The sequence below is a fragment of the Xanthomarina sp. genome (genome assembly GCF_035306605.1).
Taxonomy (GTDB): domain Bacteria; phylum Bacteroidota; class Bacteroidia; order Flavobacteriales; family Flavobacteriaceae; genus Xanthomarina.
This window is the reverse complement of sequence record NZ_DATGNR010000029.1, coordinates 64,852-90,368: the sequence shown is the minus strand read 5'-3', so window position 1 is coordinate 90,368 and position 25,517 is coordinate 64,852. Positions and strand designations below refer to the sequence as shown.

12 protein-coding genes and 1 pseudogene are annotated in these 25,517 nt (G+C 34.4%); 6 read left to right on the top strand and 7 right to left on the bottom strand.

Going from position 1 to position 25,517, the window contains the following annotated elements; translation table 11 throughout:
• Positions 1 to 17 precede the first annotated feature (17 nt).
• The 3 genes from VKY41_RS04335 to polA all read right to left on the bottom strand — a co-directional run bounded on the left by VKY41_RS04335 (position 18) and on the right by polA (position 11,839).
• On the bottom strand, positions 18 to 6,590 hold the full coding sequence (locus tag VKY41_RS04335) for a peptidase associated/transthyretin-like domain-containing protein (RefSeq protein ID WP_500813206.1): 6,573 nt from the start codon (positions 6,588 to 6,590) through the stop codon (positions 18 to 20).
• A 12-nt stretch (positions 6,591 to 6,602) separates the two neighbouring features.
• Positions 6,603 to 8,408, bottom strand: coding sequence for a hypothetical protein (locus VKY41_RS04330; RefSeq protein ID WP_500813205.1), 1,806 nt, complete (start codon positions 8,406 to 8,408; stop codon positions 6,603 to 6,605).
• A 569-nt stretch (positions 8,409 to 8,977) separates the two neighbouring features.
• On the bottom strand, positions 8,978 to 11,839 hold the full coding sequence (gene polA, locus VKY41_RS04325; RefSeq protein ID WP_500813204.1) for a DNA polymerase I: 2,862 nt from the start codon (positions 11,837 to 11,839) through the stop codon (positions 8,978 to 8,980).
• A 602-nt stretch (positions 11,840 to 12,441) separates the two neighbouring features.
• Between polA and VKY41_RS04320 the strand changes: the two are divergent.
• The 3 genes and pseudogenes from VKY41_RS04320 to VKY41_RS04310 form a co-directional block, all read left to right on the top strand.
• Positions 12,442 to 12,560 (top strand): annotated as a pseudogene (locus tag VKY41_RS04320) (isoaspartyl peptidase/L-asparaginase); the annotation flags it as partial.
• Positions 12,561 to 12,660: 100 nt separating this feature from the next.
• Positions 12,661 to 13,440 carry an META domain-containing protein gene (locus VKY41_RS04315; RefSeq protein WP_500813203.1) on the top strand — a complete coding sequence of 260 codons (780 nt, stop codon included), beginning with the start codon at positions 12,661 to 12,663 and terminating at the stop codon, positions 13,438 to 13,440.
• A 215-nt stretch (positions 13,441 to 13,655) separates the two neighbouring features.
• Positions 13,656 to 15,065, top strand: a complete 1,410-nt coding sequence (locus VKY41_RS04310; RefSeq protein WP_500813202.1) for an aldehyde dehydrogenase family protein — start codon at positions 13,656 to 13,658, stop codon at positions 15,063 to 15,065.
• 124 nt (positions 15,066 to 15,189) lie between these two features.
• Here VKY41_RS04310 and VKY41_RS04305 read toward each other — a convergent pair whose 3' ends face one another.
• The 4 genes from VKY41_RS04305 to VKY41_RS04290 all read right to left on the bottom strand — a co-directional run bounded on the left by VKY41_RS04305 (position 15,190) and on the right by VKY41_RS04290 (position 20,949).
• Positions 15,190 to 15,600: a hypothetical protein gene (locus tag VKY41_RS04305; protein WP_500813201.1), complete on the bottom strand. Its 411-nt coding sequence runs from the start codon at positions 15,598 to 15,600 to the stop codon at positions 15,190 to 15,192.
• Positions 15,601 to 15,898: 298 nt separating this feature from the next.
• Positions 15,899 to 18,061, bottom strand: coding sequence for a T9SS type A sorting domain-containing protein (locus tag VKY41_RS04300; protein ID WP_500813200.1), 2,163 nt, complete (start codon positions 18,059 to 18,061; stop codon positions 15,899 to 15,901).
• A 127-nt stretch (positions 18,062 to 18,188) separates the two neighbouring features.
• Positions 18,189 to 18,878, bottom strand: a complete 690-nt coding sequence (locus tag VKY41_RS04295) for a LytR/AlgR family response regulator transcription factor (RefSeq protein ID WP_500813199.1) — start codon at positions 18,876 to 18,878, stop codon at positions 18,189 to 18,191.
• A gap of 109 nt (positions 18,879 to 18,987) precedes the next feature.
• Complete coding sequence (locus VKY41_RS04290; RefSeq protein ID WP_500813198.1) at positions 18,988 to 20,949, bottom strand: tetratricopeptide repeat-containing sensor histidine kinase; 1,962 nt, start codon at positions 20,947 to 20,949, stop codon at positions 18,988 to 18,990.
• A 509-nt stretch (positions 20,950 to 21,458) separates the two neighbouring features.
• Here VKY41_RS04290 and VKY41_RS04285 point away from each other — a divergent pair.
• The 3 genes from VKY41_RS04285 (at position 21,459) to VKY41_RS04275 (ending at position 25,454) form a co-directional block, all read left to right on the top strand.
• Positions 21,459 to 22,769: an aspartate kinase gene (locus VKY41_RS04285; protein WP_500813197.1), complete on the top strand. Its 1,311-nt coding sequence runs from the start codon at positions 21,459 to 21,461 to the stop codon at positions 22,767 to 22,769.
• 1 nt (position 22,770) lies between these two features.
• Positions 22,771 to 23,916 (top strand): diaminopimelate decarboxylase, encoded by a 1,146-nt coding sequence (lysA, locus tag VKY41_RS04280; RefSeq protein ID WP_500813196.1) that lies wholly within the window; start codon positions 22,771 to 22,773, stop codon positions 23,914 to 23,916.
• Positions 23,917 to 24,227: 311 nt separating this feature from the next.
• Entirely contained in the window at positions 24,228 to 25,454 is a 1,227-nt protein-coding gene (locus VKY41_RS04275; protein WP_500813195.1) for a metallophosphoesterase, read from the top strand.
• Positions 25,455 to 25,517: the final 63 nt, after the last annotated feature.

Here is a 25,517-nt window from a genome sequence, read left to right as displayed (position 1 = left end):
GTGATTGTTTTTTATAATTATCTACAATTAACGCCGTTATTATTTCCTCCAAGCCCTCCATCAAGCTTCAAGCCAGAAAATTGACCATAATCAATAGATGCATGTGCATTAACACAGCCTTTTGCTCCGAATTTAGTGTACCAAAACCCGGCGTCAAATGACCAATCGTTACAACGCGGATTTAAACTTCCAACCCGAAAAGTTAATTCAGCTCCAACTTTTCCATTGAAGTACCAACCTTTACTGTTATTCCTTCCTCCTTCAAAACGGTAGCAGGTATTAAAACCAGCGCTCATGCAACCTCTCCATACTCCCGATATACCAAGGCAAGCACTAGCTTTTGCCTCTATACTTCCGTTAATACTTAAAAGGTAATTGGCTTCTGCGAAATTAAGTAATAAACAAGTTTTTAAGGAGGAACGGTAGTAAGCGCTAAAGCTTGCAATCCAGAAATCCCCTTTAACTTCAGGGCTAGGTGGCCCTACGTCTACGCTTCCATAAGCATATAAACCAGAGAAGGTGTAATTGCTTGACACTAAATTGTCATCTAGGTTTCTAAAGTATTGAGCAATATCGTTATCACCATGTTTTGGGTTTTTTACATTGACTCCCATAGCAAACTGTCCATTAGCATTTATCAAACCAGCTAATTTAATCGTTGTATTAACGCCAAGGAAAGCGTAAGGTTTCGCAGTATCCCAGCTTACTCGCATTAGGCCATTCAAGTCTGCTTTACCTAAGCCTTCCATTGGTTCCATTTTAGCATCAACTGTTATAGCAAATAATTTCGAAGGGAAATTTAATTCTACAGTAGACTCCGCTAAAGCAAATTTATCACCTATTAGAACTTTGGTGTCTCCTTTAATAACTGGTCCAGATTCTACGGAAAGATTTATAGGTGAAAGTTTAACGGCTTGAGATAATCCTGATATGGATGCCTCTCCTTTAATTTCCACTTTAAATTTACTATTGCTTGTGTTGTAAGTGAAGCCTCCACCTAGTTTACCTATAGTTACTGCTCCTAAAGGAATTGGAGCTCCGGCTACAAATGATGCACCCATATCTATTCCGCTGTCTAATTTAAAATAATGGAAATTAATGTCGGCTCCAATTGAGGTGCCAGGTATTTCTAAACTTCCACCACCAGCAAGACCGTTGTCTCTTAAATCTAATTCTAATCCGCAATTAATTACAGGAACGTCAAGGTCGGCAGCAATTTTACCTACAGTTAATTCAGCACTGCCATTTTCCGTAGCCTGAAACTTAATGTTGTTTGCACTAAAATCTAAGAATGGTATGTCGGTTTTAAGCTCGCCTAAAAGTTCAATATATGGCATTTGCCCAGTGGCATTACTTATAACTAAGTCATTAATGCTATAAGATGCGAAGCCAAAATCGGAACTGTAATTTACTGGTGCTTGTACAGAAAAGTGGCCATCTGTTTGAATTTGGAATCTTGGAATTTTAATTTCTTTATCTATTAGTTTTTTAAATTTCATATCTACACTTCCAGATAAACTATAGATACCACTATTTCCAATTTGACCAAAACTAAGTTCTGTTCCATTGTCTTTTATTAAAGCCGCATCAAACAAGTCAATTCCGTTTCTTGTAACTTCAAATTTACCTCCGTAAACACCGTCTTTAGTAATTTTTAAATTTGAAAACTCTAAGGATGAGGTTTCTGAATATGGTAATTTAACCGATATTTCTCCCCCTAGTTTTATTCCGCTTTCGTTGATTATAAGTGAAGTTAAAGATCCTTTCCATCCACCAATTTCTAGTTCTGGTAGCTCATCTGTTGGTATATCAACTTCTGTTATTTTAAAAGCTTGATTCAGTTTAAGTGTTTTTAGTGGAAGCTCCAGAGCTTTAACAGGTCCGAATTGTGGCGAAATAATTTCTCCAGCAAGCTTCAGACCATCAGGACTAATTAACGTATTGGCTAAATCTAAAACCACAGTAAAGCCATATAACTCAATTTTTACCGGTTGAGTTCCTTCTGCTGCCAATCGGAACCTTAGGTTTTCTGCATCTACTACGTAGCTATTAACGGTGTCAACAGCATCTTGCAAGCCGTCAGGATTTGGCAATGCATCCTGTGCTGCGTCTTGTGCTGCATCCATTGCCATGCCTTCTAAAGTATCCATGTTCTCTTCTCCTATTCCTGGCATGCCTGTAGCACCCTCTCCTAGGAAAATTTCAATAGAACCTGGAGTAGTTTGGTCCGTGGTTATAATTTTTGGCAAATATTCTTTTAGGAAAGTGATATTGTATTCCCCTAAAATACGATCTACATCTAATTCTAATTGTCCACTTATGCTTCCCCATCCTTTCGAGTTTTTAATTACAGCAATTTGTTCTCCTTTGTTTTGAAATTTAATTGGTAAATAATTAAACAAAGTAAGTGGTAATGATGTTTTGTCCGTTATTACTTTATTGTTTTCTGGTATGGCATTCCCATCATCATCAAAAGTTACTTTTATGTTGGCAAAAGGTAAAAATGGTCGACCGTCTGGTTGAAAAACAGGTAAATAAGGAGTTATATTCACAAATCTTCCAGTCCATACTTCAGCTCCATTCGCTGCGGCTTCAGCTTTTTCTAATTCTATATCAAAGCCTAATAATTGTTCAATGTTTTTACCACCGCCATCTCCTAAAGTGAAGTTGAATTCAACATCGGAACCTGTTTGGAAGGTCATGTTTTCCTTTTGAGCTATGTAACCGCTTTTGGCCGCACGAATTTCTTGTTCTCCAGAAGGTACATATAATTCGTAGGTACCATCTTCACGAGATAATGTTGTTATATACTTACTTCCTTCTACTGATATATTTACACTATCTAGGGCAGTATTATTGCTTGTTACATTTCCATACAATCGGATTCCTTTTTCAAGGAATAATGTCATTTCATAAAGTTGGTTGTCGGATCTTAGTTCAATTGAAGATTCTAAAGGAAGATAACCAGATCCGTCTCGCGGAATAAGAGCCATATCGACACTGCCTCCAAATCCTTCATATAAAAACTCCCCATTTTCATTGGTAACGCCAGAGGTGTTAAAAAGATTAATGGTAACGCCTTCAAGTAATTTGTCAGCATCTGTTTCATCTTTTACAATGAATTTTACTTTGGCTCTTTTTTCATTTAAGTATCCTATTTCCCCCATATCTAGCGTGGCTTCGGCAAAAGATTCTGGTATCCCAAATGTATCATCCATCATTGAACCTAATGTCTCGTACGGAGTTGATAGTTCGGTTACATAAGTAGCTTGTCCAAATAAATTTGGATTCATAACCCCTCCATTTGACAATTCTATTTGTACCGTAGGTGTTTGATTCAAGCTTTGGTAGAAGCCTTCTTGATTGCTGCTATTTAAAGGCTCGTTATATGTTGGCACATCTAAGGTTGCTACCAGTTGACTTTCTGGAACTAAAGGAGGGTCTATACTTACTTGACTCTCATTAATATGAACCTTGCCTTCCTTTGTTACATATCCAGGTTTCTCTATTATAATGGTATGTGTGCCAGGATAAAAGGTTGTTTGAAAAATTCCTGTACTTCCTGTTTCAAAGAACGAATCGCTTCCTTCAAAATGAAGTTTTGCGTGCGCTAAAGGTTCACCGTCTGCATCTACAACTCTACCTACTAAAGGTGTTACTTGAGCATCTAGTTTAAACTCTTTATAAGCAATTACACCAGAGGCTATGCTAGCTTGGAATTTTTTATTAGCAGGATTAACGGCTAAATCTCGATAGCTATAAGGTACTGAAACTAATTCAATCGTGAATTCAGCGCCCGCTTTTAGAGTTGGTAAATTTCCAATATAAAAATTTCCTGATTCATCGGTTGTAGTTGAATAATATCCGCTATCAATTGGGGCCGGTACCAAGAAATCTGGTATGTTAAGCTCGGTAAAATTAACTGCAGAAGATACATGAAACTGGCCAACTTGAAAATTGTTTATGTTACTAACTGTTCCTAAATTGGTAGTTGTTGCTGGTGTTGTAACAGAAACAGGAAGTGTTACTCCACTTGGGCTTTGAATACCACTGTAGGTTAATGGGTTATTTAAATCTATATTCGGAAGCTGAGGTTGGCTATTTTGCATATTGTTTATTACATCTATTACTTCCTGATTGGTATATGCAGGAGGCCCTCCAAATAATACGTCTTCCGGGTTATAAGTTACTTTTACAATGGCATCTTTTATAGATACTGTGTTTTCCCCAGCATATAAAACTACTCGACCTTTTACAGCTGGTTCTGTTAGAACGGCATTATAACTTGCCTTAACCAACATAATCTTCTCCTTAGCCATGTTTTGAGGAGTAACTCTTAAGTCTGTTCGTAAAGTTTCTAAATTTTCTGCTTCAGCTTGGACCTCTACTTTAAGGTTACCTTGATAGAATAGTTTTTTAAATTGGAATATTTGTGAGTGAGGTTCTCCTTTATTAATACTGTCAACCGCTACCAAGAAATATTCTTTTCCATTAATGTTCTTGCTTTCTTTAGCTTCCGCAGGTACGTTTCCTTCTTGCTGTAAATAAGGGAATTCTGCTATTTCTTGTGCCTCACGGTACATTCGAACTTGAACTTTTCCTAGATTGGCCTTGTTGCCCTCAATATTTGGTGCATTTACTACTGCAGAGAAGCGGTAAGTGTTTGCAAGAAGCACTTTTTCTCCAAGGTTAATTTCATTAAGAGTGTCAATTTCATTTAGCGGAATTTTATAGGTGAAATCATAAAATCCAGGAGCATTTACAGTTAGAATAACCTCTTCGTATTGATCGAGCCCAGAAAATCTTGGGTGAATAAAGTCAAGCGTATAATTACCATCAGCATTCGTTACTCCTGATGCTAATACTTTTAAGGAAACATCATTTATATTGGTTGAACTGTAATTACTGTTCCCTGTGGTTGTACTAGATACGTTTGGTTGATTTGCAATCCCGGTAATACTTGAAGAACCTGGCCAATCATCAATTGTTCGTAATCCTGAGAATTGCAAATCATCTTGAATGGTATATGGTACGTAGTTCGGTGTATTTGTAAATGGAGTTACGCTAGTTTGTGATTGAGGAGCTGAAGATGCTTTCCGTTTTCCTTTTAAAACAACGGTTACATTGCTCAGCGGGTAACGTTTTTCTGCAGGATCGCTTCCTGAATTTTCATAATTATAACTTATTGATGTAGCAGCATTCGTACTAATAATATTTTCGGCTGGTACTAGTGGAGTTAATGATACCTGTGTAGCTATTTCGAAAGGAGGAAAATACGCCTCCATCGTATTGTATGTTGTTGCAATATTTAATGTGGGATCGGTCTGTCCCAGTGCTGAAGCATTTTGCATTAAAATATCATTGTTGCCCAAGTAAACACCAACGGGTGAAACCTCAAAATTTGGAATTTGAGTTGTGCCTATTTGTGTAGTAGGAGGTGTTACTGTCGTGGCAGGTGGACTAATAACGTTGTTATCAGGAGCTTTGACTTCAGAGTTTTTAAATGTCCATAATAGGCGTCCGTTAATTCGGTTAGTTGCATATTCTGTAGGGTCTTGAATTTCCTCTACTAATGGTGGCTCTTCTGGTTCTGGAATTTCTGATTTAGCTACCACATATTTTAACCCTGCCACTTGACTGTAACCTTCGTTAGCTATCTCTAGTGGACTGCCTGGCATAGGCCTGAAATTGGTTTTTACCCGTATTGTATACCGTTCTCCATTTTGGAACACATTTGGAAACCGTAAAGTGTCTAGTATGAAAGTTGTTGTAGGAATGTTTTTTTTGTCAAAAACAGGTGGATTGTATACGGCATCATTTATTGTTTGTCCTGGGAAGACTTTACGAATTTCTAAGTCATAATTTAGAGCACCAAGCGGCATACCACATGTAGTAGTTGGTGGAGTCCAACTAAATTGAATTTGGGAAGATGTAGGAGTGAAATCCTGAAACCCACTAACCGATTGCATCATCGTTGATACAGGCATAATCAATTGTGGTGCAGCAGCTCTATAGCATATTGTAAAGACGGCACATCCTGTTCCAGGAGCAGAAAGTGGTGTTGACTGGCCTGGATCCTCGAAATCATATGCTGTAACACAAATACGATAAGTACCTTCCGGTAGTTTGTAGTTAAAACCTCCCTGACTCAATTCGCTTAAACTCGTATTGTTGAACACTAAATCACTTTGAGAAAACCCTCCAAAAGCGTCATCAAGCATGGGTTGGTTAAGCCTAATCATTTGCTGCGGGTTTATCATTATAGGACTAGAAGGCTGATAACCTGGCCTTAATGAAATACTCATTGGTCCAGGTGATAAACGCTCTATTTTTCCGGAAAGTTTAACGCGCTTCTGTGAACTACCCGAATTGACTAAGGTTACAGCTAGGTGACTACTGATATCTTGATTCAACTGACCAGTTCTGTTTCCTGTAATATTTGCCTTTATCTGCGGTAGATATGGTGGTACTGGTTGTTGTACGTTCACGTTAACCTGAACAGGATATTGTGCGTATGTATTAATAGGAGTTAAGCCTAAAATTAATACAAAGGCAACTAAAAGTTTTGATATTTTCTTTATATGATTCATGGTCAATCGGATTTAAAAATTATAAGCATATGTAATACCGCCAGTAAACATTTTACTATTAACGGCATATGGAACATGATCTATTTCGTTAAGTGGATTTAAGTTTACAGGCGGTGTAATCATGTAACTTGCATAAAGTCCAAGAGAATGACTTTTAAATAACATATAACTTCCATTAAATGAGAAGGTATAGTTGTTGCCTGTTGGTGAGTCGGATGATTTGTTTAGAAAATATCCAACACTTCCCTGAAGGTTTAAACTTCGGCTCTGTAGCAACTGTACATTTCCGCCTACATTAAAACCTAAAGATGTGTATTGACTATTTTGTTGTTCATAAACACTATAAAGTACGGAAGTATTAACATCAAAATATTTTTGCGTAAAGTATAGTCCGTAATTTAAGGAAGCCGATATGTTATTACCATTAGTTTGATCTTTAGTTGATGGGTTTTGATCATCTAAATTCGTGTAGGTTAAACTTCCGCTTATGGTATGTTGATGTCGGTAATTTGAAAAGTTTAATGACGGAGCAAGAACAGCGGTAATCATCATCTGGTCTAATCGTTGTAGGTCGTTTAATTCTAGAAGGCCGTCTTTCTGTAAAATCCGAACCCCTGTCATATTCATATTGATGTTCAAATGTTGGTTTACAAACGTATTAAGGGAAACATTCCCAGTTCGAGTTACTAATTTTGTACTGAGCATGTTATGTAAATTGTTGTGTTGGCTGTTAAAAGCCGCATTAAGATTTATTTTCCCTTTATTAAAGCTGGTATTCACATTGGCACTAATCATTTCAATATCATCTAAAGCGTATGGTACACCTAACGATTTAAAATCGGGTTCTACTCTACGGTAACCCAATATCGCATTAAAATTAGTTAGCATGATTGCTAATTGAACTTGCCCAGACCAACTAAATACGGAGCTTGAATTAACAGGTATAAGTTTCTGAATAATGGTTGGCACTTTTTTCTCGCCAATGCTATCTACCGTGGCATAAGAAAGGTCACGACTTAAAACACTAACAGCGGCATCGCCAGTAAGAGCTAATTTTTTAAAAAAAGTAAACTTCCATGAGGTTCCAACAACACTGTTTTCTTGAGGCAGTATGGTTGTCAGACTGTCATTGGCTCTTTCTATCGAGTTCTCATCATCCTTGGCATGAAAGTATTGTAAACTAAAATTTGTGTGATCACCACCAACACCTACTTTTACACCATAACCTGTTCGCTTATATTGTGGTTCTACAGCATGTTCCATTCTGTGGTCCTCACTAATAGCTTTGTTTAATCTACCATAAAAAGCACCGAAGTATATATTTTTAGGTGTAAGTTCTATACCTGCACCCATAAAACTTTGCCCGTCAAATACCAAGGGTGAAAAAGAAATGTTTCGGTAACCTAGATGTAGTTTTGCCCATTTATACGATGGACTGATACCAAACTGGGAAAAAGGGGTGGTATAACTTTCGGAAAATTGAGATACGGCGAAAGAGAATGGTAGAGAGAGACCATAAACGGAAGCAGTAAAATTACCGTATAAGTTCCAAGAAAAAGGATCTCGAGTAGGAAACTCTTCATTGGAAGAATAACCATTAGCGCCCCCTCCAATACTACCATGAATAGTAAACGGTTTTTGGTCTTTTAAATTACCAATATCTTGCGCTTGTAAAAACTGTGTCATGATTAATGAAAAGAATATCCAACTTAGTAGTTTTTTTGTCATAGTAATTGGTAAGTCGTTTCTGTTTATACTAATTTGGTTTATTAATTCATTATATCTAGCTTGTTTTCTTAATCCTACAATCTGAATCAAAGAAACTTCTCTTTACATATGCTATGCGGTAGGTTTAACAATAAATAGCAAAATCCAAACTAATTAAGAATGGAAAATAATGATATTTATGTGTTTACTTGTCTAATTATCAGGGCGTAATTTGTTGGGTCGAAGGTGGTTTAAATGAAAAACAAAAACAATAGCCGTTGAGAATTTGACGTGTTTGAATTAGTAATTGACACTTATAACTTATTAATTGGAATAAAAAAAGAGAGTATAAGCCTACAAATGATGGAAATAGGTTTTGAAACCTAAAAAAATGAGGTCTTTATTGCTTAAATAAACCGTCTCAGGTGAAGTTTAATAGATAAGCACGTAATTTATAGAATAAATACGAGAAAAATCAGGGAGCCTGGAATACAAAAAATTATATCGGCCTTTTAGCGAATAGAGATTACGGAAGTTTTTAGTATAGGGTTAAGTAGGAAGTTCCGATTAACCGGTTTTTCTTTAGAGATAAAAGTATTTATAAAAAGCTAGTCCTAATTTTGAAATGAATATATTAGGTTAGTTCCCTGCCTGAATTGGGCAGGAAACTAACCTAACTACTAATGTGCTTCTAACCAATTATCGCCAATATCCATTTCTACATTTAACGGAACAGATAAAGTAAATGCGTTTTCCATTTCAGTTTTTACTAGGGTTTTTATGGTTTCTAACTCAGGTTTGAATACATCAAAAACCAATTCATCATGAACCTGTAAAAGCATTTTGGTTTTAAAATCTCCTGCTTCTAACTTATTGTAAATTCCTATCATGGCAATTTTAATAATATCGGCAGCACTTCCTTGAATTGGTGCATTTACCGCATTTCGTTCTGCAGCGCCTCTAACAACAGCATTTCTGGAGTTTATATCTTTTAAGTATCTACGTCTTCCTAAAACGGTTTGCACATAACCATGGTCGCGAGCAAAATCAACCTGCTTTCCAATGTAGTTTTTTAGCTTAGGATAAGTTTCATAATAGGTGTCAATTAACTCTTTGGCTTCACCTCGAGACAAATCGGTTTGGTTGCTTAAGCCAAAAGCCGAAACACCATAAATAATACCAAAATTCACAGTTTTAGCATTGCTACGTTGTTCTCTTGTTACTTCATTTAATGGTACGTTAAATACTTTTGAAGCGGTGGATGCGTGAATGTCTTCACCGTTTTTAAACGCTTCAATCATAGTTTCCTCTTCACTTAAAGCGGCAATTATGCGCAATTCTATTTGAGAATAATCGGCAGCCAATAAAGTGTAATCTTCATTTCTTGGAACAAAAGCTTTTCTAACTTGTCTACCTCGTTCGGTTCTAATAGGAATGTTTTGAAGGTTCGGGTTATTACTACTTAATCGGCCAGTAGCTGCAACCGTTTGCATATAATCGGTATGCACACGTCCAGTGGTAGGTTCTACTTGAAGTGGAAGTGCATCTATATAAGTGCTTTTCAGTTTGGCTAAACCACGATATTCTAGAATGTGTTTAATAATGTCATGGTCTTTAGCTAAATAGGATAAAATGTCTTCGGAAGTAGCGTACTGTCCGGTTTTGGTTTTTTTAGGTTTATCTACTAGTTTTAATTTATCGAATAAAATGTCTCCTAGTTGTTTAGGAGAAGCAATATTAAATTCCTCTCCGGCTTCTTTATAAATACTTGTCTCTAAAGACTTAATATCATTATCCAGTTGTTCTGAAAGCGAATTTAAAAACTTGGTGTCTAAATTGATGCCCTCTAATTCCATATCAGCTAAGACACGGAGTAGTGGAATTTCAATCTCGTCAAAAAGCTTTTGGGTGTTTGCGTCACCTAGTTCTTTTGTGAAATGTTCTTTAAGTTGAAGGGTAATGTCGGCATCTTCAACAGCATATTCCGTTTGTTTTTCTAGAGGAACATCTCGCATGGAAAGTTGGTTCTTTCCTTTTTTACCTATAATATCAGAAATCGATATAGGTGTATAGTTTAAATATGTTTCAGCTAAAACATCCATATTATGTCGCATATCCGGATTGATTAAATAATGCGCTAACATGGTGTCGAACAATTTGCCCTTTACTTTAATATGATATTTTCTAAGAACTTTTATGTCGTATTTTAAATTCTGACCTACTTTTTCAATGTGTTCTGCCTCAAAAAACGGACGCAACTGTTCAATGAGTTCTTGAGCTTCGTCCTTGTTTTCAGGGAAGGGTAAGTAAAAGCCCTTGCCAATTTCCCATGAAAAAGCTATTCCAACCAATTGAGCTTCTAATGGATTTAAGCTAGTGGTTTCTGTATCGAAACAAACACTAGTTTGTGCCATTAAATTTTTAATAAAAAGTTTGGTTGCCATACCTGGAGCCAAACTTTGATAGAAATGAGGCGTGGTTTCAGCAGTTTTTCTAGTGAATTCTGAAGCTGCCTCCGTGGTTGTTGTGGTTGAAGAATCGCCTCCAAACAATGAAAATTGTCCAGAACCTGCAGATGCTTGCTCTTTTGGAGTGGCTTTAGATTGCTTGTCTGTATTTGATTCACTCGTGGAACCGTTTGAAGTTCCAACAGCATCCGGGGCAAAAGTTTTTATAAAATTGTCAATTAAACGTCTGAATTCTAATTCTTGAAAAATCTGGGTAACCGCCTCAATATCCGGTTCAGACATTTCAAAGTTTTTTTCGTCAAATTCTACAGGAACGTCTAACATTATTGTAGCTAACTTTTTAGAAAGTAGTCCTAAGTCTTTTGAAGCTTCAATCTTTTCTTTCATTTTTCCTTTCAATTCATGGCTGTTTTCCAATAAACCTTCCATGCTGCCATATGCTTTAATAAACTTTTTGGCTGTTTTTTCTCCCACACCAGGAAGTCCAGGAATATTATCACTAGAATCTCCCATCATTCCAAGGAAATCAATTACTTGCTCTGGTCGTTCTACTTCAAATTTCTTTTGAACTTCAGGAATTCCCCAAACCTCGTAACCTCCACCAAATGAATTTGGACGATACATAAATATGTTTTCAGATACTAATTGAGCAAAATCTTTATCAGGAGTTACCATAAAAGTTTGATAACCTTCTTTTTCGGCCTTTTTAGCTAACGTACCAATGACATCATCAGCTTCAAAACCCTCCTTAACCATAATAGGAATGTGCATGGCTTTAAGGATCTCTTGGATATATGGAACAGCAATTTTAATGGCTTCGGGAGTAGCGTCTCTATTGGCTTTATATTCTGAGAACATTTCAACTCGATCGGTACTTCCTCCTTTATCAAAGCATACAGCTAAATGATCTGGTCGTTCACGCTTAATAACATCTAAAAGGGAATTCATAAACCCCATAATGGCAGAAGTGTCCAGTCCCTTAGAATTGATTCTCGGATTTTTTATAAAGGCGTAATAGCCACGAAATATTAAGGCATAAGCATCGACTAGAAAAAGGCGTTTTTGTTCAGACATTGTATAAAATTTGAAAGGATTTCAAAGCTACAAAAAACTTATTACACCTATATGTTTTTTAATAACTAGACTTTTGTTTTTTTAAATAGGTAAATTGTGGAATATGGTTGGCTTTAAACAAGACTACTATAGTTTTTCATTTTGTTGCTTATGGACAAAATGTATTAGGTGCTGCTTTTACTATTTCTTTAAAAACTAAATGGATGGCGTGTTAAGTCAAGTGTTTTTACACCTATCGCGATGAATTCCATATTAGTTTAAATAATTTTTACAGGCATTGTAGGAATGATAATACGAATAACTAACATCTCATAACTAAAAACTAAAAACCACCACCTACCAACTAAAAACTGACTCCGTAATGACTCCGTAATGACTCCGTAGTGACTCCGTAGTGACTCCGTATATAGTCCGTGTGGATTTTACTAGTAATTTTTAGCTCATTTAAAATAAAGGAGCTGCTTATTTTTAAATGCAAAGCGTATAATAGAAGATTCTCATTTGTTCTATGCAGGAAAAGGATCGGTATTTACAGCTACGGAATCGCATGAAATGAATGCAAGTATCATAGACGGAAAAAGTTTAATTACTGTAGCCTCCACCAACATGGTAATATTGCAGCAGCTACAACTACAGGTGGAAAGACAAACAAATAAGGGGTAGAGTAGGAGATTCACCCATGGTAGGGAATTATGCCAATAATAAAACTTGTGCCATTAATTTTGAGCTGAAAAGAAAACTTATTTGTGTAAAAAAAATCGAAGTATCAATTTTATTGCTAACTTTTATCCTTGATTAAAATTTAAAACCACTTTTATATTATGAAGTCCCAATCCATTCTTTTAATTTTAATGTGTTTAACGGTTGGTTGTGGGAAAAAATATTCAACTCAAAAACAAGATTCTGAACAAATATCTATTCCCGTAGAGAAAACACAGCCAAATAACCCTCCTGCTTATTTTAGAGCCACGGGAACAGAACCTTTTTGGTTGCTTGAAATATCGAGCGACCTTGTTGTGTTTACAACACCAGACGATTCCATAAAAGTACCCCATAAAGAACCTGTTTTTGCTATGGATGCTAATGTGAAAATGTATAGGATTAAAACTGAAAAAAATCAAATAAACATACAGATTGAACAAAAGGAATGTGCCAACGATATGTCGGGTGAGGTGTCACCCTATACTGTTTCTGTTGAGCTAAAGTTGAGTGCAAATAAGAGTTTTGAACGTTTAGAAGGATGTGGTAGGTATATTACAGATTATCGCCTTTATGACATTTGGGCTCTCGAATCCTTAAATGGTAAAAGTGTTACAAAAGAAGACTTTCACCAAGAAATTCCAGTTATAGAAATAAACAGTTATGAAAATACATTTATGGGCTTTGCGGGTTGCAATACGGTAAGTGGATCTCTGTTTTTTGAAAAAGACTTGCTGCGTTTTATGGATGTTTCTACAACCGAAATGCTCTGTGAAAAAACAAATAAAGAGAATGAGTTTTTAAAGGCACTTCAAAGTAGTATTAATTACTCCATTGAAAATAATAGATTAAAATTGTCCAACCCATCAAAATCCTTAGTTGTTTTTAGGAAAGTGGATTAAGTTATTTTTCTGACAAAATTTCATTGGTTGTTAGGTGCACAATGCGTTAGTATAAGAGAATATATAAAATAAATATCAGAAATTGATTTAGATATAAAATGGTTACAATCGTGGTTTAAGGTTACTATGTGAAATCTAAACTAGTTTACAATATGTCAAACAATTCTGTATATTTACTATAATTCAAAATTAATAAGTGCAGATGAACTGTAAAAATGACGAAAACTAAGAATATATATTCAGAATTATTTGAAAAGCAAAAGACCAATCAGTTTCAGGTAGGGAACGCTTCTTATAAAGAGCGTCTTGAAAAGCTAAGGCGATTAAAAAAAGCCTTAGAGCATACTTATAAACAAGAAATAAGAGATGCGCTTTATAAGGATTTTAAAAAACCACCATTAGAAACGGATCTTACAGAAATTTACCCTGTAATAGCAGAGATTAACTTTGTTAGTAAGAATTTAAAATCTTGGTTAAAAAAGCAAGATGTAGAAACACCTATGGCTTTATTGGGGAGTAGTTCTTACATTATAAACGAGCCGAAAGGCGTCTGTTTAATTATTTCACCTTGGAATTATCCAATCAACCTTACATTTGGACCTTTGGTTTCAGCTATTGCAGCAGGAAACACTATTGTTTTAAAGCCATCAGAAATGACGCCAAACACAGCAAAAGTAATGGCGAAAATCATTTCAGAACTTTTTGAGGAAAATGAAATTGCTTTGGTTGAAGGTGAAGTTGAGGTTTCTCAAGAGTTATTAAAACTTCCTTTCAATCATATTTTCTTTACAGGTTCACCTGCTGTTGGAAAAATAGTCATGAAAGCGGCTTCAGAACATTTAACTTCCGTTACCTTGGAATTAGGAGGGAAATCTCCAACCATTATAGACGATGATTCTAATTTGGAAAATACAGTTAAGAAAATCGTTTATGGAAAATTCACCAACGCTGGACAAACCTGTATTGCTCCTGATTATGTTTTGTTGAAATCAAGTTTAAAAGAAAAGTTTATTGAGCTTTTTAAATTAAAAGTAACTCAGTTTTATTCAGAAAACGCGGAAAGCTCAGAATCATATTGTAGAATCGTCAATAGGAGACATTTTGATCGTTTGGTTTCGTATATTGAAGAAGCTAAAGGAAATGAAAGTAACTTGGCTAGTGGAGGAACATACAACGCTGAAGATAATTTTATAGAACCAACTTTGGTTTTTAACGCTCCAGAAGATTCTAAATTAATGGAAGAAGAGGTTTTTGGGCCTATTTTACCAATTAAAACCTACGAAACTATTGCGGAAGCAGTTTCTTATATTAATTCTAAGGAAAAGCCATTGGCACTTTATATTTTTAGTAAAAATAGTAAGATTATTGATTATGTACTTAAAAATACACGGGCGGGAGGTACTTGTGTGAATCATAATTTGCTTCAATTTTTAAATCATAATTTACCTTTTGGAGGTTCTAATAATAGTGGGATTGGTAAAAGTCATGGCTATTTTGGATTTCTAGAATTCGTTAATCAACGTTCAGTATTAAAGCAGCACACAATTGGAGCAGTCGATTTGTTAATCCCCCCTTACACTAATTTTAAACAGAAGCTAGTAGACTTAACTATTAAATGGTTTTAATAGAAAAAGAGGACATAACTATTTAAAGTTAATGTCCTCCAATCCATCCCTTGTTTAATAGCGTTTTAATATAATTTCAGGCATGTGGTTCAGTTGCAAACTTGTTTGCTCTAGAACCTGATAGTTAATTCTTCCTTTTTGCTTTCCTAATAAACTTTTTTCTCAGTAGTACAGATAGGTTGTTTTTGCTAACTTCTACTAGTGGACAATTAGTTGATACATAGGTGTGATGTGAAGTGAATTTCGAAGTAACTTTATTGAAGTTGTTGTTAAAAGCTGTGTTTAATTCAGGCTTAACAATCACATCCAAGGCTGTATAATCATTTTTAAATTGGAAACTAATCTCAGTTCCATTATAAGTTGTTTCGTTTTTATCAGCAGCTTTAGCTACTTCAATACGTTCTGTTATTAAAACACCTGTACTCGATAAAATGTTTGTATTAGATAATACGTCATTGACTTTTGGAAAAACCAAACTTGGCGTTAAAAAAACAAAGAGTAATACAAGTGAAAAAGTGTTGTAATTTAGTTTCATCTGATATAATTTACTTCAATGTAATAAAACTTTCGGGGGTTCATTGGTTCTTCTTAGTGAATGGGCTTTTTTATTTAGTGAATGGGATGATGTAGTTAATAGTGGTGTAATCAGCTTGTTAAGGGGCTTGTGGTTTAAGGTGTGATATTTTTTTTGGCTTAGTTAGCTTTTGGTATGTTTTGATAAACAACCAGGATGAACAAACCTTACCTGGGTCATAGGGAGATTAAAAAAAAGGGGATTCATAATGTTACTTAATCCTCCCCTCCTCAAACTTCAATTAATAGCGTCTTTAATATTATTCTATCACTATTTTTTTAGTGATTGATCCTTTCTCTGTCGTAATTTTTACTAGGTATATTCCTGAAGTGTAATTACTTATATCTATTTTTTTAGATGTAGTACGAAGCACTTCTTTTCCTAGCATATTAAATAAATGAATTGCTTGAATCTTTTGATCCTCGATATTAGAAATATGAATAAAATCTTTTGCAGGATTAGGATATATTCGAATGTTGTTTTCTATTGCCACATCGTTGCTGCTTAATGTTGAGGTACTATGAATGGTGAAACTTTTATAAGCTTGATTGTCTACATGTGCTAAGGTTCTAAAAACACGTAGTTTATAAACTGTTCCACTAGTTAGTCCAGGTACATTACCGGAACTGTCAAAACAAGCCAATTCTGTTCCGTTACAGGCATCGTATAAGGCAAATTTATTCCATGAAATAGTACCATTAATAACTAGATACCCATTAATTGGCATAGTAAATTCATACCAAACATCTGCAAAGTCTTGAGCAGGACTTCCAGCGCACCCAATTTCATTATTAATGTTAGCTCCTGCAATTCCAAAGTGAACAGTAGTAGGCGTGTCTGTAACTACAATGTTTTCTGCGGAAGCACAATCGTCATTATTTATAATTTCAAAAGCCTGAATGGTAAAACTTAAGTAGCCATTATCTGCTCCAGACCTAGATCTAAATACACGTAATTTATAATTAGTCCCGGCACTTAGTCCTGTAAATAGTTGATTGCTATCTCCACATTGAATTTCTGAACCTCCACAGCTATCATATAGAGCAAATCGATTCCAAGAAATGGTTCCGTTTACGTATAGGTTGCCATTTACTGGCATGGTAAAATCGTACCAAATGTCTGCATATTCAGAAGTAGTTCCAGTACAACCTGCTTCGTTATTGATGGAAGCACCACCAATATTAAAGTGTATGGTTGATTGGTCTGTTGTCACTACTATGTTTTCGGCATTCGCACAGTCGTCATTAGGAGCCTCTTCATAGGCTTGAATGGTAAAACTTAAGTAGCCATCATCTGCTCTGGAACTGTACCTAAATAGGCGTAATTTATAATTAGTGCCGGCACTTAGTTCTGTAAATAGTTGATTGCTATCACCGCATTGTATTTCTGAACCACCACAGCTATCATAGAGAGCAAACCGATTCCAGGAAATGGTACCGTTTACATATAGGTTGCCATTAACTGGCATAGTAAAATCGTACCAAATATCTACAAAGTTAGAAGTAGTTCCAGTACAACCTTCTTCATTGTTAATAGTAGCACCACCAATATTAAAGTTAACTGTAGATTCGCTAGTTGTAACTACTATGTTTTCAGCATTCGCACAGTCGTCGTTAGCAACTTCCTCGTAAGCTTGAATGGTAAAACTTAAGTAGCCATCATCTGCTCTAGACCTAGATCTAAATACACGTAGTTTATAATTAGTCCCGGCACTTAGTCCTGTAAATAGTTGATTGCTATCACCGCATTGTATTTCTGAACCACCACAGCTATCATAGAGAGCAAACCGATTCCAAGAAATAGTACCGTTTACATATAGGTTACCATTTACTGGCATAGTAAAGTCGTACCAGATATCTGCATATTCGGATGTTGTTGAACCTGAGCAGCCTTCTTCATTGTTAATAGTAGCACCACCAATGTTAAAATTAACCGTAGATTCACTTGTTGTAACTGCAATGTTTTCTGCAGTAGCACAATCATCGTTAGTAACTTCTTCAAAAGCTTGGGTGGTAAAACTTAAATACCCATCATCTGCTCTGGAACTATATCTAAATACACGTAGTTTATAATTAGTCCCGGCACTTAGTCCTGTAAATAGTTGATTGCTATCACCGCATTGTATTTCTGTACCACCACAACTATCATAGAGAGCAAACCGATTCCAGGAAATAGTACCGTTTACATATAGGTTACCATTTACTGGCATGGTGAAATCGTACCAAATATCTATAAAGTCTGATGTAGTTCCAGTGCAGCCTTCTTCATTATTAATTGCCGCATCTACAATAACAAAATTAGTGGTTGTCTGAGCTGTTGAAATGATAATGTTTTGAGAGTTGGCACAATCATCGTTAGTTGCTTGTGAAAAACTGAAGTGTGAAAATAAAATAATGATTAGAAAAAGGTAATTTTTTTTCATGAGAATAAATTATTGGGAATTAAATTCCGTGAGATTAATAGCACAATAAAATTACTCCCTAATTAGATTATTGAAGATTGCATTTAGCCAACACCTCTATTTTTTTAGTGAATGCAGTTAAACGAAATTAAGAGTGTTTTAACCTAGACATTACTAGGTTTTTTTGTGAAGCGCTTATTGGAATTGGTTCGGTTTTTAGGAAAAGTTTGTTGTTTTCTACACCATCAATATGGTTGAGATTTACCCAATACGAACGATGGGTTTGAACAAATAGAGTATCACACAGTTGTTCCGACATGTACTTTAGGGTGTGCGGAACTAAATAGGATCGTGTTGTAGTATATACATAACAATAATTATCAAAAGCTTTTAAGTATAAAATACTATTTTGATTCACTTTATGGGTGCGTCCATCCGATTTTAGAATTAAAAAGCCAGCATGTTGTACTTCGTATTTGTGCCATGCTAATTCAATGTTACTTCGTAGGCTTTGTTCTGTAAATGGTTTTACAATATAACCTAAAGGTTGGGTTTCCTTAACTCGTTCTATGGTTTCCGGATCAGTTTGTGAGGTGAGGAAAATGTATGGTATTTGCTGTTTGTCTAATTCTAGCGCTAAGTCTACACCATCCTTTGCTCCAGCTAATTGTATGTCTAATAAAATTAAATCAGGCTGGTGAATGGTAATGTTTTTTAATGCAGTTGTTACATCTTCGGCATCACCAAACACTTTAAAACCTTGCTTTAATAAAGCAGTTTCAATAGTGGATACTATTAATGGTTCATCCTCTACTATATATATACTTATAGATTTCAAAATGTGGATTTTAATTGTAATAAAACTACTTTAAAACTAAGCGAAATGTTTAAAAAAATAAGTGAATGACCTCTTTTTTTTAGTAAATGGAAATAGGTTTTATTAATATTTAAGACAATACTTTAAACTTTTTAATTTGTAGTATAGCTTCTGTTCCTGAACCAAGTTCTGAATTATAATTTAAAGTAGCCTTTAGTTTTTTAGATAAAGCTTTCATTAACATAATACCAAAGGAGGTGTTTTTTATTTCACCTTCAAACCCTTGGCCATTATCTGTAACTTTTAAAATAAGTGCATCCTTTTCCTTTTTAAATAAAATGGTGATTTTGCTAGTATCTGTTACTTCATTAAAAGCATGTTTTAAAGCATTTATTATAAGTTCATTTAAAATTAACCCGATTGGTGTTATGGTTTCAATGTCTAAAACTAAAGATTCAATATCTAATTGGTAATTGATAGGTTTTTCTTGAAACTGATGGCTTTCAAAAATATCTTTTACTAAATCGGTAATATATTCCTTGGAGTTAATACCTACTAGTTCTTCTTTGTTATACAATTTTTGATGTACAAGCACCATCGATCGTACTCTGTTTTCAGCTTCCTTAATAGCAATTTTCGCTTCTTTATCTTCTGTGTTTTCAGATTGAAGATATAGTAATGAGGATACAATTTGAAAACTATTTTTTACACGATGATGTACTTCCTTTAAAAGGGTGTTTTTTTCATCGATAGAAGCTTCTAATAAAACCTTTTGTTTGGCTAACAACATGTTTTTTCTTCTGTTTTTATAATAAAAGAACCCTAACGAGGATGCGGTTAAAAGTCCGGCAAACGCCAAATAAGAATAAAGTTGACTTTCTTTTTCTTTAGCTTTTAGTGTGAGTTCTTGTAATTCTTGTTTTTTATCAAACTCATATTGCATTTCTAGCTGGGTTTGTTTTTTTACGTTTTCTGTGTTAAAAACAGAATCTTTAGCCTTTAAGTAGTCTTCGTGATTTAATAGAGCTTTATTATACATCCCTAATGATTTATAAGTTTTGTATAAACATTCACAGGCTTTAGTTACATATTCTATGTCATTTTGTTTGGTTGCTATTCGTTTAGATTCTTCACAATCTTCAGCCGACAACTTGTTGTTATTTAATTCATGATATAGGGTTCCTCTGTATAGTAAAACTTCATAAAGTTTAGGTTGAATATTATCTTTTTTATAAAACTCATAGGCTCTATTGAGGTATACTAGGGCTTCATCATAATGTTTCAAATTTAAATTTGCATGACCTATATTTAAATCTGAATTGATAATAATTCGCATTGGTGCATTCCCTTCCTCTTTTAGTTTTTTACCTTCTACTTGAAGGTTTAATGCTTCTTCAAATTCTCCTAGTTTTAACAATAGATCCCCCTTATTAGCAATAATAATTCCGGCATTAATTTTTGAACCAAGTTGTAATGCAGACTTAAATGCCAAATCATAATAATTCAAGGCTTTGTCATATTCCTCCATCTGATTATAATAATTGGCAAGTGTGTTATTTAAAACCAGGTTTTGTCCTTTGTTTTTTTCTCGTTGTTCCTGATCCAAACTCAGGGTGTCAATTTTATCTAATATTTTTTTAGATTCTAATAAGGTAGATATAGCCAAAGATGCATTTCCGTTTTTTCTATATATCCCACCTTTACTTATAAGTATCGATGCTTTCAAACTCGGTAAATCAATATCTTTTAGGAAATCACTAGATTTATTAAAATAAATCATGGCTGAGTCTAGTCGGGTATTATAGAAATAATAATTACCTAAAGAATAATAAGATATGGCTAAGAGCTTATTATCATTAGATTCCTTTGAAATATTAATGGCTTTATTTAAAAGTTTACGTGTGCTTTTAATGTATCTGTATTCCCCTGCTTTACTGTTTAGAAGCTTAATTTTATCTTCAACAGGTAAGTTTTTAGCAGTTTGAATTATTGAATCTATAGATTCATTTATAATATCAGTTTTATTTTGTGCTTTTACTGAAAATGGGACGTACGTAATGAATACGAAAAGGGTAAATATTCGAAAAAACATAGGTATTTGGTTAGTTAGCAAGCTAATATAATAAATTTGAGATTAATTAATAAACGGAATCCGTTGAAGTTCATTTCATCTGGTGTTCGAGAATAGTAAATTTGATTGTATTATGCTATAGTTGTAAGATGTGTATAACTAGCTTTAACTAGTATGACATAAAAAAAACACTTAGTAATTTAACTAATAAGTACCTTTATAGACACTTTATTACCCATTAAAACTTGGGTGTTTTCTTAGAATTACAAAGTTAGATGCTTAGTAATTAAGGCTTTGTTTTAGGTAGTCTCAAATCTTAACGGATGGTTAAATTTTTTATTAATCCTATGGCTGTGAATCTATTCTGTTATTTGGTATCTTTGCTCTCGGTTAAGTTGTTTATATTTTTTCACAAAACAAATTTAGCACTGGGCCAATCTTTTGGGGCTAGCCCCAAGGAATTTTTAATTTGAGTTGAATCTATGAGTTGAACTTAGAATATTAAAGAATTAGAAATAAAAAAATAATCAATGATAGTTTTAAAATTTGGAGGCACTTCTATTGGGAGTGTGGATAAAATAAGGGATGTAGCAAAATTGGTGAGTAATGTAGAGCCGAAAATAGTCGTACTATCCGCTATGTCGGGTACCACGAATGAATTGGTAAAAATCACTAATTGTTTATATAAGCGTAAAGTCAAGGAAGCACATAGCCTAATTGACAACTTAGAAGAGAAATATTTAAATCTTGTAAACGAATTATTTCTATCAGCTAGTTACAGGGAAAAAGGCCGCAAGTTAATCTTGTTTCATTTCAATGATATTAAAAATTATGCACAAGATTTGTTTACGAGTTTTGGGGAAAAATCGATAGTGGCACAAGGTGAGTTGATTTCAACCGCATTATTTCATTGTTATTTGAGTGAGAATAACATAAAATCAGTACTTATTCCCGCTTTAAATTTTATGCGTACAGATAAGGATGGTGAGCCTGATTTCTTTTATATCAAAGAGAATTTACATAGAGAAATCAATATTTACGCAGATGATACATTGTTCATAACCCAAGGATTTATTGCCAGAAACAACTTTGGGGAGATTGATAACCTTAATAGAGGAGGAAGTGATTATACAGCTTCCCTGATTGGAGTAGCCATTCAAGCGAAAGAAATTCAAATTTGGACAGACATTGACGGGATGCACAATAATGATCCCAGGATTATCGATAATACAAAATCATTGACCGATATATCTTTTGAAGAGGCCGCTGAGCTAGCATATTTTGGAGCTAAAATTCTACATCCCGCAACTATAAATCCGGCTAAAGTAGCCAATATACCCGTTCGATTAAAATACACCATGCAACCTGATTCTTATGGTACTTTAATTACAAGTAAAACCAATGATTTGGGCATTAAAGCTATTGCAGCAAAGGACGGAATAACAGCAATAAAAATAAAGAGCGATAGAATGCTTCTGGCGCACGGTTTTATGCGAAAAGTGTTTGAAATATTTGAAATCTACAAAACCTCAATAGATATGATTACTACTTCTGAAGTAGCGGTCTCTATAACTATTGATAATAATAATTATCTGACCGATATTGTTGACGAATTGAGAAAGTATGGAAAAGTTGAAATAGAAAAAGATCATACCATAATCTGTGTAGTAGGAGATTTTATAGCTGAAAGTAAGGGGTATGCAGCAATTATTTTTAAGGCCTTGGAGAATATACCGGTTCGAATGATATCCTATGGTGGAAGCAGACATAATGTATCTATCTTAGTTGAAGACCAACATAAAAAAGAAGCGTTGACAGCACTTAATTCTACCTTATCATAATATGTTTAGTCCTGAAATTATAGAGCGTTTTAAAAATACGTCCACTCCATTTTATTATTATGATTTGAAATTATTACAATACACCTTAAATGTTGTAATAAAGGAATCAAGTAAGTATAATTATAATATCCATTATGCTCTAAAAGCAAATTCAAATATTAAAATATTAAACACAATTAAGACCTATGGATTGGGTGCCGATTGCGTAAGTGGTAATGAAGTTACTAGAGCAATAGAAACAGGCTTTAAACCAGAAAAAATTGTTTTTGCAGGAGTGGGTAAGTCTGATGAAGAAATCAATATTGGATTAGACAACAATATTTTTTGCTTTAATTGTGAATCAATTCCTGAATTGATAGTAATTGATGAATTGGCTCAAGCCAAAAATAAGATTGCAGATATTGCATTGCGAATTAATCCAAATGTTGCTGCCAGTACACATCATTACATTTCCACAGGTTTGGAGGAAAATAAGTTTGGGATTAATCGTTGGGAACTTGAAAATGTGATGCAAATATTAAAAACCCTCAAAAATATAAGATTGATAGGTTTACACTTTCATATTGGTTCTCAAATAACGGAATTAAGTAACTTTAAAGGACTTTGTTTACGTATAAATGAAATTCAACAATGGTTTTACCAACATCAAATAGTTGTCGATCATATAAATGTTGGAGGAGGGTTAGGAATCAACTATGAAAATCCAGAACAAGAATTGGTTCCAAACTTTAAATCTTATTTTAAATTGTTCCATGATTTTTTGGAACTAAGACCTGGGCAAGAATTGCACTTTGAGTTGGGACGTTCTATAGTAGGACAATGCGGAACGTTGATCAGTAAGGCTCTATATGTAAAAGAGGGGGTAAACACCAAGTTTATTATTATTGATGCAGGGCTGACGGAATTAATAAGACCAGCGTTATATCAAGCTTTTCATAAGATAGAGAATCTAACTTCAGTGATTAAAATAAAGGAACGATATGATGTTGTCGGTCCAATTTGCGAATCTTCGGATTGTTTTGGGAAAGCTTTACTTTTACCAACAACCACAAGAGGAGATATCATTGCCATAAAATCTTGTGGAGCCTATGGAGAAGTAATGGCATCGCAATATAACCTTAGAAGACTGCCGAGTGCCATATATTAATATAGAGCATAAAAGCAATAAAAAATGTTGTATCTGATTACTCCTTGCAAATGGTGCATCTATTTTCCCACCAGCATGACATCTAGCCTATCTCCAATAATCGTAGGATATACCGAAAAGTTAACGTTAAATTTTTCATAAAAATATTGGGATAAATTACCTCAAGTAATTTTTTATGGTTTTTATTTTAAATTAGATTCACAAATTCTCTTTAAAAAAATACGTTATAAAAGTTGGGAAAATATATTCTCAGAAGCAGGAGTATTCTAAATCTATCGAATCTTATCATCTTTGAGTAAATTTTAGAAACATTGCGTTGGATACTTTTTATAATAGCTTATATATTTTTTGTTGTTTATGGTTATCAAGCAATAAAAACCCTTACTAAAAATAGGTGGTTCTACTTTGCTTTTATGATAATTGGCTTTGTGGTAGTAGGGAACTTCTTGTTTCAATTTGTAGGAGCTTCTAGTGGTCGTGTCCTGTCTCCGCCTAAAAATCAAGCCTTCGGACTTTTATTAGCTTTTATGTCGTTTGGTTTGGTCCTTGTTCCTATTTTATTTAGTGAGGATATAATTCGGTTTATGTCGGGTTTATACCATAAGTTTTCTCCATCTAAAAAAAGTTTTCAAATCCCTTCTCGTAGAAAGTTTGTAAGTCAGATGGCACTTGGTTTAGCAGCTATCCCATTTTCTTCATTGCTGTACGGTATGTATGAAGGAAAGTACAATTTTCGTGTTTTGTCGTATAAGTTATATTTCGATGATTTACCTGCTGCATTTGACGGATATAAAATCACCCAATTAAGCGATATTCATTCAGGTAGTTTAGATGATAGAGAGAAAATAAAGTATGCTGTAGAGCTAGTAAATCAACAGAAATCTGATGCTATATTTTTTACAGGTGATTTGGTCAACAATAGATCATCTGAAATGATTCCATGGATGGATGTGTTTAGAAAATTAAAAGCCAAAGACGGGAAATATGCGGTCCTTGGAAACCACGATTATGGCGATTATGTTGATTGGAATACTGAAGAGGAAAAACAAAATAATCTAGAGGAACTAAAACAAATCCAAAAAGAGATAGGCTTCGATCTTCTTTTAAACGACAGTCGATTTATTGAAAAAAATGGAGAGCGTATCGCTTTAGTTGGTGTTGAAAACTGGGGTAGAGGAGGCTTTAAAAAGGCAGGTGATTTAAAGAAGGCAGCTGAAAAAATTAACAAAAACGACTTTAAAATTTTAATGAGCCATGATCCATCACATTGGGAAGATGTGGTTATAGACGATGACTATAAATACCAATTAACTTTAAGTGGCCATACCCACGGTATGCAATTCGGTATAGAAATTCCTGGCTGGGTAAAGTGGAGCCCGATAAAATGGCGATATAAATATTGGGCTGGAATATATAAAGAAAAGGGTCAGTATATTAATGTAAACAGAGGATTTGGTTTTCTAGCGTACCCAGGAAGAGTTGGTATTTGGCCAGAAATAACAGTTATTGAACTTAAAAAAGGTAATGACCTTAGCTAAAAACAAACCGTTTTTTTATTATTCCAAAATAGCTTACTTAAATTTCGTAACCGTATGGAAACA